Source organism: Ancylobacter sp. G4_0304 (assembly GCF_047501495.1).
Lineage (GTDB): Bacteria > Pseudomonadota > Alphaproteobacteria > Rhizobiales > Xanthobacteraceae > Ancylobacter.
Window position 1 is genome coordinate 26,654 of the sequence record NZ_JAZDRM010000037.1, and the last position, 14,858, is coordinate 41,511.

Here is a 14,858-nt window from a genome sequence, read left to right on the forward strand (position 1 = left end):
CGCAGTCATCGTACTGCATCTAGCGTGAGCGAAAATATCACAAACGCACAATTTATTTGCATTGATATGCTTATAATTAAGTCAGCAATTAAATTGACGACGCGGACGTCATCAACAATGATGCGCCATCAGCAGTATTGCTGAGAAAATCCCCCAAAATTGGCCACTCAACGCAGGTGAGAACCTGCGTCTAGGGCTATTCGACCGAGGCGTTGCTTGCGCCGCGATCGCAGAGGTGTGCCTCCATGCCGGTTTCCAGCCTTGTCCGCGTCGCCTGCATCCAGATGGAACCGCGTTTCGGCGACACGGGCGCCAATGTTGCGCATTCGCTCGGCCTCATCGCCCGGGCCGCCGACGGCGGGGCCAAACTGATCGTACTGCCGGAGCTGGCCAATACCGGCTACGTGTTCGAGACCCGCGAGGAAGCGTTCGCGCTGGCCGAGACCATTCCCGAGGGCCCGACCTGCCTTGCCTGGGCGCAGATCGCCGCCGCGCGCGGCCTGCACATCGTCGCCGGCATCACCGAGCGCGAGGGCACGGCCCTCTACAACAGCGCTGTGGTGATCGGCCCCGACGGGCATATCGGCACCTATCGCAAGATGCATCTGTGGGGCAACGAGAACCTGTTCTTCGAGCCCGGCAATAACGGCTTCCCGGTGTTCCAGACCCCGCTGGGGCGGATCGGCGTCGCCATCTGCTACGATGGCTGGTTCCCCGAGACCTACCGGCTGCAGGCACTGCAGGGCGCCGACATCGTCTGCGTGCCCACCAACTGGGTGCCGATCCCCGGCCAGGCGGAGGGGCGCGAGGCGATGGCCAACATCCTCGCCATGGCCGCCGCCCATTCCAACTCGCTCTACATCGCCTGCGCCGACCGCATCGGCACCGAGCGCGGCCAGCCCTTTGAGGGGCAGAGCCTCATCATCAGCTACACCGGCTGGCCCGCCGCCGGCCCGGCCAGCCGCGACGGGGAGGAAATCGTCTCCGCCGAGATCGACCTCGGCGCCGCTCGCCGCGCCCGCAACTGGAACGACTTCAACCAGGTGCTGCGCGACCGCCGCACCGATGTCTATGCCGAGATGCTCGGCTCCGACATTTCCCGGGGCTGGTACTGAGCCCCGCTTGCCCTCCACCACCGAAGAACAACCCATAACCTTCCGGAGAAAGCCTATGTCCCGTATTTCCCTGCTGATGGCCGGCGTGTTTGCCGCCGGCCTGCTCACCGGGCCGGCGCTCGCCGCCGACGACACCATCACCATCGGCATCCCGGTCGGCCTGTCCGGCGCCAATTCGGTGGTCGCGCCCTCCGTCGTACAGGCTTCGGAGTTGGCGGTTGAGGAGATCAACGCCAAGGGTGGCATCCTCGGCAAGAAGGTGGTGCTCGAAGTCGCCGATGACGCCTCCGGTGCGGCCGGCGCGCAGAAGGCTTATGACTCACTGATCTTTCAGAAAAAGGTAGATGCGATCGTTGCAATGGAGACCTCGGCCGCCCGCAATGCCGGCCTGCCAATCGTCAACCGCGGCAAAATCCCCTATATTTACACATCGTTTTACGAAGGGCGCTCCTGCAATCCCTACATGTATATCAATGCGTGGGTGCCTGAGCAGCAGGTTGCCCCGATTGTAGATTTCTTCAACAAGGAAGGTGCCAAGACCTATTTCCTGATCGGCTCGGACTACGCTTTCGGGCGCGGCATGCTGGCCTTCACCAAGGAATATATCGAGAAGACCGGCGGCAAGATCGTCGGCGACGAATACGCCCCGATGGACGCCACCGACTGGACTGCCATCCTCGCCAAGGTGAAGGCCGCCAATCCCGACGCCATCATCACCTCCACCGCCGGCGGCGCGCCGAATGTGACGCTGACCAAGCAGCTGCGCGCGGCGGGCATCAAGTCGCTCTATGGCAACCTCGCCGTGGATGAGGGCACCGCCAAGTCCATGGGCCCGGATGCCGAGGGCATCTACATCGCCGGCTCCTACTTCACCAATATCGACACCCCGGCCAACAAGGCCTTCCTCGCCGCGATGGAGAAGAAGTTCGGCGCGGAGCTGAGGACGCCGAATGAACTCTCGGTGCCGCAGTATGAAGCGGTCTACGCCTACAAGGCGGCGGTAGAAAAGGCCGGCACGACCGAGGCCGCCAAGGTGATCCCGGCGCTGGCCGAGGTCGCGGTGGAAGGCCCGCGCGGCACCATCGTCATGAACAAGCAGCGCCACGCGCCCCTCACCATGTATCTCGGCCAGGTGAAGGGCGACGGCTCGGTCTCGATTATGTCGACCTTCAAGGATGTCGATCCCGGCGACCAGTGCCCGAAGCTGAAGTGAGCGTGCGCCCCTTCGCCTGACGGGTCCCGATGCGACGCGTCACTCCCGCTGTAGGGGCAGAGTGACGCCAAGCGCCCGGTGAGAGGCGGCGGCTTCCGTGCCCGCCCGCCGCCTCTCACGCCCACCGATCTGGGATGCCGGGCTCCGTGCGCACCGTCATCCCGCCGTGCCTCCAACTCCAAGGACCCTCGCATGATCGGCCAGACGCTGGACATCGTGACGACCGCCGCCATCCTCTATGCGGTGGCGACCGGGCTGCTGCTCGTGTTCGGCGTCATGAAGATCATCAATTTCGCCCATGGGGGACTGATGACGCTCGGCGGCTATGCCGCGCTCGTCACCACCCAGGCGGGGCTCAATCCCTGGCTCGCCATCCCCATCGCCGCTCTGTTCGGCGGCGTGGTCGGCATGGCGATCGAGCGCTTCGTCGTGCGCCCGCTCTATAACCGCCCGCTCGACGCCATTCTCGCCACCTGGGGCCTATCGATCATCATCGGGCAGCTCATCACCATCGCCTTCGGCCGCGGCGTGCAGTTCGCGGAATCGCCGCTGAACGGCACGCTCGATCTGTGGGGCGAGAGCTATTCCGCCTACCGTCTCGCGCTCGTCGGCATTGCCGCCGTGCTCGGCATCGGCCTCACCGCGCTGCTCCAGGGCACGCGGCTGGGGCTGGAGACACGCGCGGTCATCATGAACGAGGATCTGGCGCGCGGGCTCGGCATCAATAGCGGGCTGGTGCGCTTCATCACTTTCACCCTCGGCTCGGCGCTGGCCGGTATCGCCGGCGCGCTCATCACGCCGCTGTCGAGCGTCGACCCTTCCATGGGCGTGCCCTGGCTCGTCAACGCCTTCATGCTGGTGCTGGTGTCGGGCGCCTCCCTGGTCAGCCTGCTCTTCGCCTGCCTGGTGCTGGGCGGGGCGCAGGTGCTGGTCGCCACCCATTTCAGCCCGGTTCTCGGAGGCCTGACCATCGCCGTGCTCGCCGCCATCATCCTGCGCATTCGGCCTCAGGGGTTCGCCCGTGACTGAAGCGCGCCGCCTTTCCCTCATCCTCGCCGTTTCCCTGCTCGCGCTGGCGGCGATCTTCGCCGGGCCGTATGTGCTCGACACCTATTCGGTGAACGTGCTCACCCGCTCACTGCTCTATGCCGTGGTGGCGCTGACGGTGGACCTGCTCTGGGGCTTTCTGGGCATCCTCACCTTCGGCCAGTCGGTGTTCTTCGCCTGCGGCGCCTATGCCGCCGGCCTCGTCTTCACCCATATGGATTTCTCCACCTCCAACGCCTTCCTGGCGCTGGGGCTCGGCGTCGGCGGCGCACTGCTGGTTGCCGCCATCGTCGGCTGGCTGGCTTTCTGGCACGGCGCCTCGGCGCTCTACGCCTCCGTCATCACGCTCGTGCTGCCCATCGTGGCGACGCAGTTGCTCTATTCTGGCGGCACCTTCACCGGCTCGTCGAGCGGGCTCTCGGGCTTCATGAGCTTCGACCTGTCGATGGAGGCGTGGTTCTGGCTGGCGGGCAGCTTCCTCGTCGGGGTGACGACGCTGGCCTATATCTTCGTGAAGAGCGACGCCGGGCGCCTGCTGGTGGCGGTGCGCGAGAACGAGCAGCGCTGCAAATATCTCGGCCTCGACACCTCACGGCTGAAGATCCTGGTCTATCTCGCCTGCGCCGCCATCGCGGCGGTCGCCGGCTATATCTATGCCGGCTATGCGATGGTGGTGGCGCCCGAGCTTGCCGGCTTCGTCTTCGGCACCGAGCTGGTGATCTGGACCGCGCTCGGCGGGCGCGGCACGCTGCTCGGCCCGGTGTTCGGCGCGCTGATCGTCGATTACGAGAGCGCCCAGCTCGCCGGCGACTATCCCTTCGTCTGGCAGCTCATCATCGGCGCGCTGTTCGTACTTGTCATCGTCGCCTTCCCGCGCGGCCTGCTGCCTGTGGTGTTCGACCTTCCCCGCAAGCTGCTCGGCCTCCTTCGCCCGCGCGTCGCGACGCCTGCCGCCAGCGTCACGCTCTCCACCCTCGACCTCGCCGATACCCAGGGCGTCGAGCCCGGCGAGGGGCCAGCTTTGGCGGTGGCCGGCGTGGTCAAGCGCTTCGGCAGCCTCACCGTGCTGGAGGGCATCGACTTCGAGGCCCGCGCCGGCGAACTGGTCAGCCTTGTCGGCCCCAATGGCGCCGGCAAGACCACGCTGATGCGCTGCATCGCCGACGGTGCCGAGCGCACCGCCGGCACCATCGCGGTCAACGGCTACGACATCGGCCGCAAGCCGCCGGAGGCCTGCGTCGCGCTGGGCGTCGGCCGCAAGTTCCAGATGGCGAATGTGTTCGAGACGCTGACCGTCGCGCAGTGCCTGCAGATCGCCCGCGTGCGCCACGCGCGGCCCTCGCTGTGGTGCCGGGCCCGCGACCTGCCGTTGCCGGAAGCGGCGATGCACGTCATCGCCACCACGGGGCTCGACAAGCAGCTCTCCACCCCCGCGCATCTGCTCTCGCATGGCATGAAGCAGGCGCTGGAACTCTCCATGGTGCTGGCGCTGGAACCGCGCGTGCTGCTGCTCGACGAGCCGACCGCCGGCCTCACCAAGACTGAGCGGATGCAGATCGGCGCCATCCTGATCGACCTCGCCAGGAAGCAGGGCCTGTGCGTGCTGTTGGTGGAACACGATCTCGACTTCGTGCGGGAGATTTCCTCGCGCGTCATCGTCCTTCACCAGGGCCGCATCGTACTGGACGGCTCGGTGGAGGAGGTGGTGGCCTCCGAGCTGGTCAAGCAGGTCTATGCCGGCTCCGGCCATGCCGGCATCGACCACGAGACGGCGCCCGCCCCGAGCCAGGAGATGCCGGCATGAGCGCGCTTTCCGTCGACAATCTCTCCAGCGGCTATGCCGGTGCGGTGGTGCTACGCGAGGTCAGCCTTTCTCTCGCGCCGGGCGAAATCCTCGCCGTGCTCGGCAAGAACGGCATGGGCAAGTCCACCCTGCTGAAAGCAGTAATGGGTTTCCTGCCGAAGATGACCGGCACGGTGGCCATATCCGGCAGCGAGGCGACGCGCCTCTCCCCGCACCGTGTCGCCCGCCTCGGCGTCGGCTATGTGGCGCAGGAAAAGGCGCTGTTCCAGGACATGAGCGTGGAGGAAAATCTGCGCCTCGCCATACGCCGCCCGGATTTCGACGCGGCGCTGGCGGAGGTGGAGGCCTCCTTCCCCTTCCTGCTTCAGCGCTTCAAGCAGCGCGCCGGCACCCTCTCGGGCGGCGAGCAGAAAATGCTGCTGATGGCCCGCTCGCTGGCAACGGGAGCGAAGCTGCTGCTGGTGGACGAGATCACCGAGGGGCTCCAGCCCTCGGTGATCGACCGCCTGGCCGGCGTCATCCGCAGCGCCCGCGACCGCCACGGCACCACCATGCTCTTGGTCGAGCAGCATCTGCCCTTCGCCCTAGCGGTGGCCGATCGCTGGGCGGTGCTGGATCGCGGCGAGATCGCCGAGATGGGCGCCGCCTCCGAGCCCGACGCCCGGGCTCGGGTGCTGAAGCATTTGAGCGTGTGAGGACCCGTCATGTATCTGACAGCAAGAGAACAGGAGCGGCTGCTTGTTTTCCTCGCCGCCCAGCTGGCGCAGCGTCGGCGCGACAGCGGCCTGCCCCTGAACATGCCGGAAGCGCGGGCACTCATAGCCGATGCAGTGTTCGAAGGCGCCCGAAACGGGAGATCGGTGTCGGAACTCATGTCGCTTGGCAGGTCGATCCTGTCGGAATCAGAGGTAATGGAGGGGGTCAGGGAACTCGTCGACACTCTGATGGTCGAACCCTTCTTGCCCGACGGACAGAAGCTCGTCTGCGTACATGATCCCATTACGGCCGACGGCATGGGCAAGGTGGATGCCTTCACAAATCGGTGGCGCCTCGCCGCCGATGCCATCGAGATCAACCTCGGCAGGGCGAGCTTTTCGACCCTTGTGAGGAGCCTCGCCGACCGGCCGATCCAGGTAGGATCGCATTTCCATTTCTTCGAGGTCAATCAGGCGCTCGAATTCGATCGCCGTCGTGCCTTCGGCTTCCGGCTGGACATTCCCGCCGGAACCACGGTCCGCTTCGAACCAGGCGACGAGAAGACCGTCGACCTCGTGACCATTGGCGGCCGTCGAGAGGTCCACGGACTCAACAGGCTGACCGAAGGCTCGCTCGATGACCCGGCTGTTCGCGAGCGCGCTTTCGAACGCGCGGCGGCGCGCGGCTATCGGGGAATATAGGATGGCTCAGTCGTTGACCCGGCGCCATTACCTGGAGCTCTACGGACCGACGACGGGCGATCGCGTCCGGCTCGGGGACACCGAGCTGTGGGCGGAAGTCGAGACGGACCTGACCCATTACGGCGACGAACTTGTCTTCGGCGCCGGCAAGACCATGCGGGCGGGCAGCGGATGTGACGGGACGCTGTGCGCCTCCGAAGGTGTGCTCGACCTCGTCATCACCAATGCGCTGATCATCGATCCCGTGGTCGGGATCATCAAGGCAGATATCGGGATCAAGGACGGCCGAATCGCCGGGATCGGCAAGGCAGGTGATCCGCGGATCATGAACGGCGTCTCTGCTGAACTGATCGTCGGTGTGAACACCGACGTTCGGGCGGCCGAAGGGCTTATCGTGACGGCCGGCGGAATCGACTGCCACGTCCACTTCATCGATCCCGGCCAGTGTCAGGAGGCGCTCTCCGCAGGAATGACGACCCTGATGGGCGGGGGATTGGGCCCTACCACGGTGCCCATCGCCTCCACCGGAACAGTCAATCTCGGCCTGATGCTTCAGGCCTCCGAAGCCTTTCCACTGAACTTCGGATTCTTCGGCAAGGCGGCCTCCGATGTTGCTGCGCCGCTCGTCGAACAGCTTGCCGCAGGTGCGGCAGGTCTCAAGATCCACGAGGATTGGGGCGCGACGACTGCGGCTATCGACAGCGCGCTCGATGCGGCCGACCAAGGCGCGGTGCAGATCCAGCTCCACACGGACACGCTCAACGAGTTCGGCTTTCTGGAGCAGAGCCTCGAAGCCATCGGCGGGCGCACCGTCCACGCCTATCACGTCGAGGGAGCGGGCGGCGGCCACGCGCCGGACATCATACGGGTCTGCTCGCACCCGAATGTTCTTCCCTCGTCGACCAATCCAACCAATCCGTTCACGGTCAATACGTTCGAAGAGCACTTCGACATGGCCATGACGAGCCACCACCTCAATCCGAGGGTGGCGGAGGATGTGGCATTCGCGGAATCGCGGATCCGCAAGGAGACCATCGGCGCGGAGGATGTCCTGCACGATATCGGCGCCATCAGCGCGCTCGGCTCGGATTCGCAGGGCATGGGCCGCATCGGCGAGACCATCGCCCGAACCTGGCAGCTCGCCTCAATCATGCAGCAGACGCGCGGAGCTTTGCCCGTTGACGCAGGCAGCGGCAACGACAACGGGCGGATCAAGCGCTACATCGCCAAATACACCATCAATCCGGCCAAGATTTTTGGCATCGATCACGAGGTCGGGTCAATCGAGCGGGGCAAGCTGGCCGATCTTGTCTTCTGGAAGCCCGCACTGTTCGGCGTCAAGCCGGAGCTAGTGCTCAAATCCGGCTTTCCTGCATGGGCGGTGACGGGAGAGGCGAACGCCTCGCTGCTGGTCTGCGAACCGCTCCTCTATCGGCCGCAATGGGGTGCGTTCGGCCGGGCCGCGCGAAGCCTTTCGATACGGTTTCTCAGTCCACTGGCCTTGGAGGCCGGCCTGCCGCAGCGGCTTGGACTGGAGTCGCGTTGTGTCGCAACCCGCTCCACGCGCGGTCTGACCAAATACGACATGGTCCACAATGACTCGCTCCCGGAGATAACTGTGGATGCTGACACCTACCGTGTCTCCATCGACGGTGAGACCTGTGTGTCCAGTCCTGCCAGGACCGTGCCCCTCGGCTCCCTATACATGTTGAAGTAACCATGCAGAGACAGGCTATACGCATCGGCATCGGCGGCCCGGTCGGGAGCGGAAAGACCCGCCTCGTGGAAAGGTTACTGCCGCTGGTCCAGGCCGCCGGCCTGAAGGTAGCGGTCATCACCAATGACCTTGTGACGCTGGAAGACGCGGAGCGGATTCAGAAGGGCGGCCTGATTGATCCCCGCCTTGTCGTGGGCGTGGAAACCGGCGCGTGTCCGCATACAGCGATCCGCGAGGACCCTTCTGTGAACATCGAGGCGGCCGATCGGCTTGAACGCCAGAATCCACTCGATCTCATTCTGATCGAGAGCGGTGGAGACAATCTGGCATCGTCGTTTTCCCGGGAACTCGTCGACTACTGGATCTTCGTGATCGATTGCGGGGCGGGTGACGATATTCCGCGGAAGCGCGGGCTGGGCTGCCTTCAGGCGGACCTTCTGGTTGTGAACAAGATCGACATCGCCCCTCATGTAGATGCCGATCTCGATCGTATTCGAGCGGACGTGGCGATGATCAGGCCGGAGAGGCCGAGCCTGTTCACCAATTTGAAGGATGCGGCGGGAGCAGAAGCCGTCTTCGATCATCTCCAGCGCTCCCTGCTCTTCCATGCGCCCATATGACCGACGAGGCAACAACCGACGGATGGCTGCATCTCGACTTCGCTCGCATCGGCTGCGGGCAGACCGAGATCATCGGTCGGGACCAGCGCTTTCCCCTTCACGTCACGTCGCCGTTGCGCCTGGATCCGGCAGTGCCAGACATGGCGTTCGTCTATGTGCACAATCCCAGTGGCGGCGTATTCGAAGCGGATCGGCTCATCGTCGAGATTCGACTGCGCAGCCATGCGCGGGTGCATGTTTCGACGCCGTCAGCGACCAAGATTTTTGGCGCCGAGGGTGGTGTGAGTGCAAGCCAGCGAATGACGATCGATATGGAGGAGGGGGCCTATCTGGAATATGTGCCCGATCCTGTCATTCCGCTGAAAATGGCCTGCTACGAGCAATATACGCTTATGAGGATGGCGACGGGCGCGACGGCCGTTCTGAGCGAAATCGTCGCCTGCGGGCGCTTCGCGGCGGGCGAGGTATTCGCCTATTCGCGACTGCTCTTCCGCACGGCTGTCGAGATAGACGGCGTGCCGACGTGCAAGGACGCGTTCGAACTTGTGCCCGACAGCATGCCGCTCGGCGGGCCCGGGCTGTTCGCCGAACACCGCTTCATCGCCACAGTGTTGGTGCTTGCCCCCGGCACGCTGCCAGCGACCCTGGACCGGAGCCTTGATGATGCGGCTCGCTCCGTTGCCGGCGTCTATGGCGCGGCGTCGATCCTGCCGAAGGGCGCCGGTGTCATTGTGCGGGCGCTGTGCCCCACGCCATCTGCCGCCCGAGAGGTCGTCGATCTCGCCTGGGGCGAAGCCCGACGGTCGCTGCTCGGCCATCCGCCCCCTCCGATCCGCAAATGAGGAAAAGCCATGAGGCAAGTAAACGCCATCATCGGACACTTCGATGATCCCGGGTTCCGCGGCCGGGCGCGTGAAGTCGTGCTGCTCGATGCCGACAATGCCATGCGTCGCCGCCAGCTTGCTCTTTCCGAGGCCGGAAGCGAGGTCGCCATCGACCTTCCTCATGGCAGCTATCTCCGTCATGGCGCTGTGCTGGCCGACGACGGCGAGACCATCCTCGTGGTCGAGCGCAAGCCACAGCCGGTGATGGCGATCCGACTGAGCGCCCTGGACACCTCATCGCTGATCACTGCTGCAGCGCGCATCGGCCATTGCTTCGGCAACCAGCATGCACCCATTGAGGTGAGCGGCGGATCGATCTTTGTCCCGGTCACAACTTCGCCAACAGTCATGGCAGCGGCGGTCGAACGCCTCGGCCTTGAAGGGGTGACGTTCAGCTTTGTCGGCGTTCCGCTCGGCCTCGATCGGCCGCTGGCGACCGGGCACGCGCACTGAGATGCCCCCCTCGCCGCAGCAACTGCTGGCCGTGATGCAGCTCTCTGATAGCGGACTGCCAATCGGTCGCTTCGCCCATTCGGGCGGCCTCGAAGCGTGGCTGCATCCCCGCGGCGATGTCTGCGAAGGCGACCTCATCCGGTGGATCGAGACGAGCCTGCGGTACGCAGCAGCCCGGACGGACGGCGTAGCAGCGGCGCATGCTCACCGGTCGGCCGAATGTGGCGATGTTCCCGGCATGCTCCGCGTGGATGCCGAGTTGGGCACCTGCAAGCTGAGCGAGACGGCCCGGCGTATGTCGACCAGTTGCGGCCGCCAGCTGGCGGTCCTCGCTCCTCAGTTGTTCGATAATGGACCCGTGGCGGAATTTTGCGCCGCCATCCGCGCCGAGCGTTCCTCCGGTCATCTTGCGGTCGTGTTCGGCGCTGTGGCTGCGGCTTCGGGATTGACGGCGGAGCAGACGGTGTTGATGGAGGTAAGGAGCGTCGTCAGCCTGCATCTCTCAGCCGCGGTCCGCCTGGGGCGTCTTACCGCATCGCGGGCGCAGGTTGTTCAGCGCCTTCTGGAGCCTGCGGTGATCGTGGCCGTACAGGATGCGCTGAGCCGCGACCTGGATGCCATGAGTTCCAGTTCCTTCGAAATCGAAATCGCGATGATGGCGGTGCGTCGGCTCGACGGACGGATGTTCGCGACATGAGACACTCAGCCCCTGCGCAGCATCTCGATGACCGGAACTGCTTTTCCGGCGAGTATGTTCTCCGCGACGCTCGCCGCGGTGACGCGGCCTTCCATGGCGGCGCGCCGGATCGCCTGATGGCACGCTTCAAGTGTGCCGAAGCCCGAGGCGGAAAGAGCTTCGGCGGCGCGATCGATCAACCGCCGCGAGCGCAACGTTTCCTCGATCTTGTCGGTCTTCGCCTTCTGTCGCTGGCTGAAACGATGAAGCGAGCGGGTCAGCAGCAGTGTCGACAGGATACCGAAAGCTCGGATCGGCTTGGTGACGATTCCGTGGGCGTTCGAGTCCAGAAGGCTGCGCACGACGACCGGACTTTCATATTGGAGGATCGCGATCAGCGCGACATCCGGCCAGTCGGGGAGCTGCTCTCCCGTCTCGGAGAGAAGGCAAAGCGCGATGTCGGTTTCGCGTGTCGGATGCGTCGGGATCGGCCAGTCGGCATAGACCGTGCAGCCTATGCGCCGGATGTGAAGCATCAACTCTTCGCGGTCGCCATCGGCCGGATGGAAGACCGCAACCCGAAGCGACCGCAATTCCCGGATCATGATTTGGGAGAAGCTCATCGATGCGGCTCATTCACACCGTTCGGGCGCTTCATAATAGACAAGGTAGGGGTCGGGCTTGACCGGTTCTGGCGCCTCCTCGACGATCCTAAAATCGGCACGACCGGTCGTGACCGCGATACGCGGCCGGATATAGGTGTGGCTGTTGTCCGGATCGACGGTGATCAGTCCTTCGGGGGCCAGATAGTGCTGCCCCAGCACCGCCGCCCGCACCCGTTCTGGATCCGTCGTGCCTGCATCGGCAAGCGCCTTCGCGAACAGATGGACGGTCGAATAGGCCGCCTCGGCCGGGCCGTCGGCCGGCCGCGCGCTGCCGTACCGCGCGCGGTAGCGCTCCACGAAGCGGAGATTCTCGGCGGTCTTCAGCGATTCGAAATAGGGCGCGCAGACCAGGTGACCGGCTCCCACCGGCGTGCGCATGGCGCGCAGATGCACCTCGCTGGTGGTCAGCGCCGCGATCGGCATACGGCGCGCGTCGAGGCCGGCTTCATTATGCGAGTCGTACAGATGGGACGTCCCCGGCCCGATCACGGTCGAGAAGATGACGTCGGCATCCGCCTCGGCCGCGCACGCCACCGCCTCGGCATAGGTCTCGTATCCCGCGCTCAGGGGAACGTAGTGCTCGCCGAGGATGGTGCCGCCCACATCCTCGACGATGTCGCGTATCACGCGGTTGGATTCCCGCGGGAAAAGATAGTCCGAGCCGATGAGAAAGAACTTCTTCCCGACATGGCGGAAGAGGTAGTTGGCCAAAGGAAGGTGCGTCTGGTTGATGGTTGGGCCCGTGTAGATGATGTTGGGCGAATATTCAAAACCTTCATAAACTACCGAGTACCACAGCAGGCCGCCTCGGCGCTCGATCCATGGGAGGACCGCCTTTCGGCTGAACGAGGACGAGCAGCCGAAGATGTTGGCCGCCCCTTCCTCCAGTATCAGGTTGGCGGCGAGCCGTGCATAGGCCGTGGGATCGGACGCCGGGTCCTTGATGATCGGCTGGATCGCCCGCCCCCCCACGCCGCCTGCGTCGTTGATCTCGTCTATCGCCAGCAGCGTTCCCTGCAACTGCGAAATTTCCGACATCGACGTCACACCGGAATGAGAAAAAAGTACGCCTACCGGCCAGCCTTCCAATTCGACCTCCATCAGCCCGCTTCGGCCCTGCCTTCAGCCGCCAAGCGACCCTCCCCGCCATATAGCCCAATCCTTCCGAAACACAAAAAGAAAGTTAAATAAAATGGCCGCTTCAGAAAATACTCTAAATATAGGACTGGATTGGGAAGTCGATCTTATTGATCCTCCATGTTCATTTGGAGGCTGGAATACTGGGCGCGTCGTCCAAAACATATTCGAAAGCTTGATTGAGGATGATCTCGAAGGTGAGATCGGTGCCACCACGGCACTCATACCTGCACTCGCCGAGCGGGTAACGGTCTCGCCGGACGGCCTCACCTATCGTTTCGATTTGCGGCAAGGCGTCCGCTTCCACGATGGAGCCGCCTTCGATGCCGAGGCGGTGCGCCTGAACTTCGCCAGGATGCGGGACACTCTCAGTCCGGTCTATTCGCCGATCGCCGCCAATTACAACCGGATCGGCATCGAGTGGATCGACGCGATCAAACTGGTCGACCCCTTCACCGTGGACATCGAGCTCGGCAAGCCGTTCCCGGACTTTCTCCGCTACATGACCCAGGAGGATGCGCCCGGGGCGCAGGTGTTCGTCAGCCCTGCGGCGCTGGAGACGTTCGGGCCGGACCTGTCGGACCGCGCGCCGGGAACCGGGCCGTTCATCTTCGAAGAGCGCTTTCAGACATCTCGCGGCAGCGGAGTCACGCTGCGCCGAAACGATGCTTATTGGGGCGAGGTGGCAAAGCTGGAAAAGCTGCGCTTCCTTCCGTTTCCTGATGCGACCGAGCGCTTGACCGCCCTGCTCGACGGCACGGTCGATCTCGCCTATGGCCTCGACGGAGCCGATCTGGAGGACCTGCAGCAGCGCGGCTTCGTCGTGCATTCGGGCAGCGTTCCCTATGTCTGGTACCTGATCTTCAACATGAGCGATCCGGTGCTGGCGGACCGGCGCGTGCGTCAAGCCATCGCCCATGCCTTCGATCGGGAAGCGCTGAGCGACGAGGTGTTCAGAGGACAGACCCGTACGGCGAAGGGAATTCTACCTCCTGCGTCTCCGGCCTATGATCCAGAGTACGTCGATCCGTACCCCTACGACCTCGACCAGGCACGAAGGCTCCTCGCACAGGCGGCTCCACCCCCGGATTGGGTCCTGCGAGTCATGTTTGCGACGGCGGGCTCGGCCCAGCTCCAGCCCACTGCAATCATTGGTCGATTGGCCTCAGACCTCGCCAAGGTCGGCATAAACCTAGAGCTGTGTCCGCACGAGGATTGGGTTGAGTACTGCAAGCACTGGCAAAACGGTATGCCCGCCGGGGTAGGGATATCCGAGATGAGTTGGGGTATGTCCTGCGACGTCTGGCTTGATCAGGTTCTACATTCGCGGAACGTCTCCCCTCATGGGGTCAATGCAGGATACTGCCGTATATACGAGCTTGATTCACTGCTAGAGGCTGCCCGCCATGAGCGCGAAGATGCCGAACGGACGAGGCTTTACCGTTGCGCAAATGAGCTCGTCATGCGTGAATTGCCAGTGCTGCCGGTGCTCACCGTTAATACCGGAACGGTTGTGCACAGCCCTCGAGTATCCGGCTTTCGCTATGCCAGACAGAATTGGCATTCATTTCGCAATGTAAGCCTTTCTGGTGCCATCCGCAGGCCGCCACCCTGACGGAATGGCCGAGTCGGAGACATGGATTTACGAAAGGTCTCGACGAAGGCCAGGCTCGCGTACTCCATCAGTCGCCAGCGATCAGCGACCTGTGTCGCTGCTGAAGGCGCCCTGGCCGCGGCCAGGGCATAGCGCCGCCCCGGTCCCGGGTAATGATGGGGCCCGTGGCTGTTGGTAAAGCCGTGTCTGCACAGCGGGATCGGCAACAATCCGCCGACCACGCTCCTGAATGGCTCTCCGGCGCCCGTGCCGGCATGAGGCTTAAACCCGGAATTTTCCAGCTCTGGCTGGCCCAAATTCGCGGTGCACCTGAGCCGATTGGCACTTTCTGCTTGCGAATGCGGGGAGGGGGCGGTTCGGAGTCTAGCGCCGACGCCTTGTCTCGCTCGGATCGTGTCCCATCGGGTGGTGTAACTGAGCCGTTTTCCATCGGGTCGCGCCGATATGGTCGGCGTACTCAGGCCACCATGTTGGGCAGCCCGGGGACGGTGGCATCATCGCCGATGGCGGCGATG

At 64.2% G+C, this 14,858-nt stretch carries 14 protein-coding genes; 12 read left to right on the forward strand and 2 right to left on the reverse strand.

All coding sequences use genetic code 11. The features are described from left to right. Positions 1-245 precede the first annotated feature (245 nt). The 11 genes from VRZ77_RS18185 to VRZ77_RS18235 all read left to right on the forward strand — a co-directional run bounded on the left by VRZ77_RS18185 (position 246) and on the right by VRZ77_RS18235 (position 10,947). Positions 246-1,115: a nitrilase family protein gene (locus tag VRZ77_RS18185; protein WP_414593998.1), complete on the forward strand. Its 870-nt coding sequence runs from the start codon at positions 246-248 to the stop codon at positions 1,113-1,115. A 55-nt stretch (positions 1,116-1,170) separates the two neighbouring features. Next, positions 1,171-2,328 (forward strand): substrate-binding protein, encoded by a 1,158-nt coding sequence (locus tag VRZ77_RS18190; RefSeq protein ID WP_414593999.1) that lies wholly within the window; start codon positions 1,171-1,173, stop codon positions 2,326-2,328. 192 nt (positions 2,329-2,520) lie between these two features. After that, a complete protein-coding gene (locus VRZ77_RS18195; RefSeq protein WP_414594000.1) occupies positions 2,521-3,357 on the forward strand; it encodes a branched-chain amino acid ABC transporter permease in 837 nt (278 codons plus the stop codon). Beyond that, positions 3,350-5,179 (forward strand): ABC transporter permease subunit, encoded by a 1,830-nt coding sequence (locus VRZ77_RS18200; protein WP_414594001.1) that lies wholly within the window; start codon positions 3,350-3,352, stop codon positions 5,177-5,179. Before VRZ77_RS18195 ends, VRZ77_RS18200 begins: the two co-directional genes overlap by 8 nt. Next, positions 5,176-5,874, forward strand: a complete 699-nt coding sequence (locus tag VRZ77_RS18205; protein ID WP_414594002.1) for an ABC transporter ATP-binding protein — start codon at positions 5,176-5,178, stop codon at positions 5,872-5,874. The genes VRZ77_RS18200 and VRZ77_RS18205 overlap by 4 nt, the downstream gene beginning before the upstream one ends. A 9-nt stretch (positions 5,875-5,883) precedes the next feature. Further along, complete coding sequence (locus VRZ77_RS18210; protein ID WP_414594003.1) at positions 5,884-6,576, forward strand: urease subunit beta; 693 nt, start codon at positions 5,884-5,886, stop codon at positions 6,574-6,576. A 1-nt stretch (position 6,577) separates the two neighbouring features. Continuing rightward, complete coding sequence (gene ureC / locus VRZ77_RS18215; protein ID WP_414594011.1) at positions 6,578-8,293, forward strand: urease subunit alpha; 1,716 nt, start codon at positions 6,578-6,580, stop codon at positions 8,291-8,293. A gap of 2 nt (positions 8,294-8,295) precedes the next feature. Continuing rightward, positions 8,296-8,913, forward strand: a complete 618-nt coding sequence (gene ureG, locus VRZ77_RS18220; RefSeq protein ID WP_414594004.1) for an urease accessory protein UreG — start codon at positions 8,296-8,298, stop codon at positions 8,911-8,913. Beyond that, complete coding sequence (locus VRZ77_RS18225) at positions 8,910-9,755, forward strand: urease accessory protein UreD (RefSeq protein WP_414594005.1); 846 nt, start codon at positions 8,910-8,912, stop codon at positions 9,753-9,755. Before ureG ends, VRZ77_RS18225 begins: the two co-directional genes overlap by 4 nt. Before the next feature lie 9 nt (positions 9,756-9,764). After that, on the forward strand, positions 9,765-10,250 hold the full coding sequence (locus VRZ77_RS18230) for an urease accessory protein UreE (protein ID WP_126278341.1): 486 nt from the start codon (positions 9,765-9,767) through the stop codon (positions 10,248-10,250). A gap of 1 nt (position 10,251) precedes the next feature. Next, the gene (locus tag VRZ77_RS18235; protein WP_414594006.1) at positions 10,252-10,947 is read left to right on the forward strand and encodes an urease accessory protein UreF; all 696 of its coding nucleotides are present in this window, start codon (positions 10,252-10,254) and stop codon (positions 10,945-10,947) included. A 5-nt stretch (positions 10,948-10,952) separates the two neighbouring features. On the opposite strand, the gene VRZ77_RS18240 is transcribed toward VRZ77_RS18235, so the two are convergent. After that, positions 10,953-11,549, reverse strand: coding sequence for an ANTAR domain-containing response regulator (locus VRZ77_RS18240; protein WP_244451446.1), 597 nt, complete (start codon positions 11,547-11,549; stop codon positions 10,953-10,955). A gap of 9 nt (positions 11,550-11,558) precedes the next feature. After that, positions 11,559-12,692 (reverse strand): transporter substrate-binding domain-containing protein, encoded by a 1,134-nt coding sequence (locus VRZ77_RS18245; RefSeq protein WP_414594007.1) that lies wholly within the window; start codon positions 12,690-12,692, stop codon positions 11,559-11,561. A gap of 211 nt (positions 12,693-12,903) precedes the next feature. Between VRZ77_RS18245 and VRZ77_RS18250 the strand changes: the two genes are divergently transcribed. Continuing rightward, positions 12,904-14,343 carry an ABC transporter substrate-binding protein gene (locus tag VRZ77_RS18250; protein WP_414594008.1) on the forward strand — a complete coding sequence of 480 codons (1,440 nt, stop codon included), beginning with the start codon at positions 12,904-12,906 and terminating at the stop codon, positions 14,341-14,343. The last annotated feature ends 515 nt before the right edge of the window (positions 14,344-14,858 follow it).

Excerpts from the sequence above, each read along its gene's own strand:
- VRZ77_RS18185 (WP_414593998.1), top strand. The coding sequence starts at position 246 with ATGCCGGTTTCCAGCCTTGTCCGCGTCGCCTGCATCCAGATGGAACCG.
- VRZ77_RS18190 (WP_414593999.1), top strand. The coding sequence starts at position 1,171 with ATGTCCCGTATTTCCCTGCTGATGGCCGGCGTGTTTGCCGCCGGCCTG.
- VRZ77_RS18195 (WP_414594000.1), top strand. The coding sequence starts at position 2,521 with ATGATCGGCCAGACGCTGGACATCGTGACGACCGCCGCCATCCTCTAT.
- VRZ77_RS18205 (WP_414594002.1), top strand. The coding sequence starts at position 5,176 with ATGAGCGCGCTTTCCGTCGACAATCTCTCCAGCGGCTATGCCGGTGCG.
- VRZ77_RS18210 (WP_414594003.1), top strand. The coding sequence starts at position 5,884 with ATGTATCTGACAGCAAGAGAACAGGAGCGGCTGCTTGTTTTCCTCGCC.
- ureC (WP_414594011.1), top strand. The coding sequence starts at position 6,578 with ATGGCTCAGTCGTTGACCCGGCGCCATTACCTGGAGCTCTACGGACCG.
- ureG (WP_414594004.1), top strand. The coding sequence starts at position 8,296 with ATGCAGAGACAGGCTATACGCATCGGCATCGGCGGCCCGGTCGGGAGC.
- VRZ77_RS18225 (WP_414594005.1), top strand. The coding sequence starts at position 8,910 with ATGACCGACGAGGCAACAACCGACGGATGGCTGCATCTCGACTTCGCT.
- VRZ77_RS18230 (WP_126278341.1), top strand. The coding sequence starts at position 9,765 with ATGAGGCAAGTAAACGCCATCATCGGACACTTCGATGATCCCGGGTTC.
- VRZ77_RS18235 (WP_414594006.1), top strand. The coding sequence starts at position 10,252 with ATGCCCCCCTCGCCGCAGCAACTGCTGGCCGTGATGCAGCTCTCTGAT.
- VRZ77_RS18240 (WP_244451446.1), bottom strand. The coding sequence starts at position 11,549 with ATGAGCTTCTCCCAAATCATGATCCGGGAATTGCGGTCGCTTCGGGTT.
- VRZ77_RS18245 (WP_414594007.1), bottom strand. The coding sequence starts at position 12,692 with ATGGAGGTCGAATTGGAAGGCTGGCCGGTAGGCGTACTTTTTTCTCAT.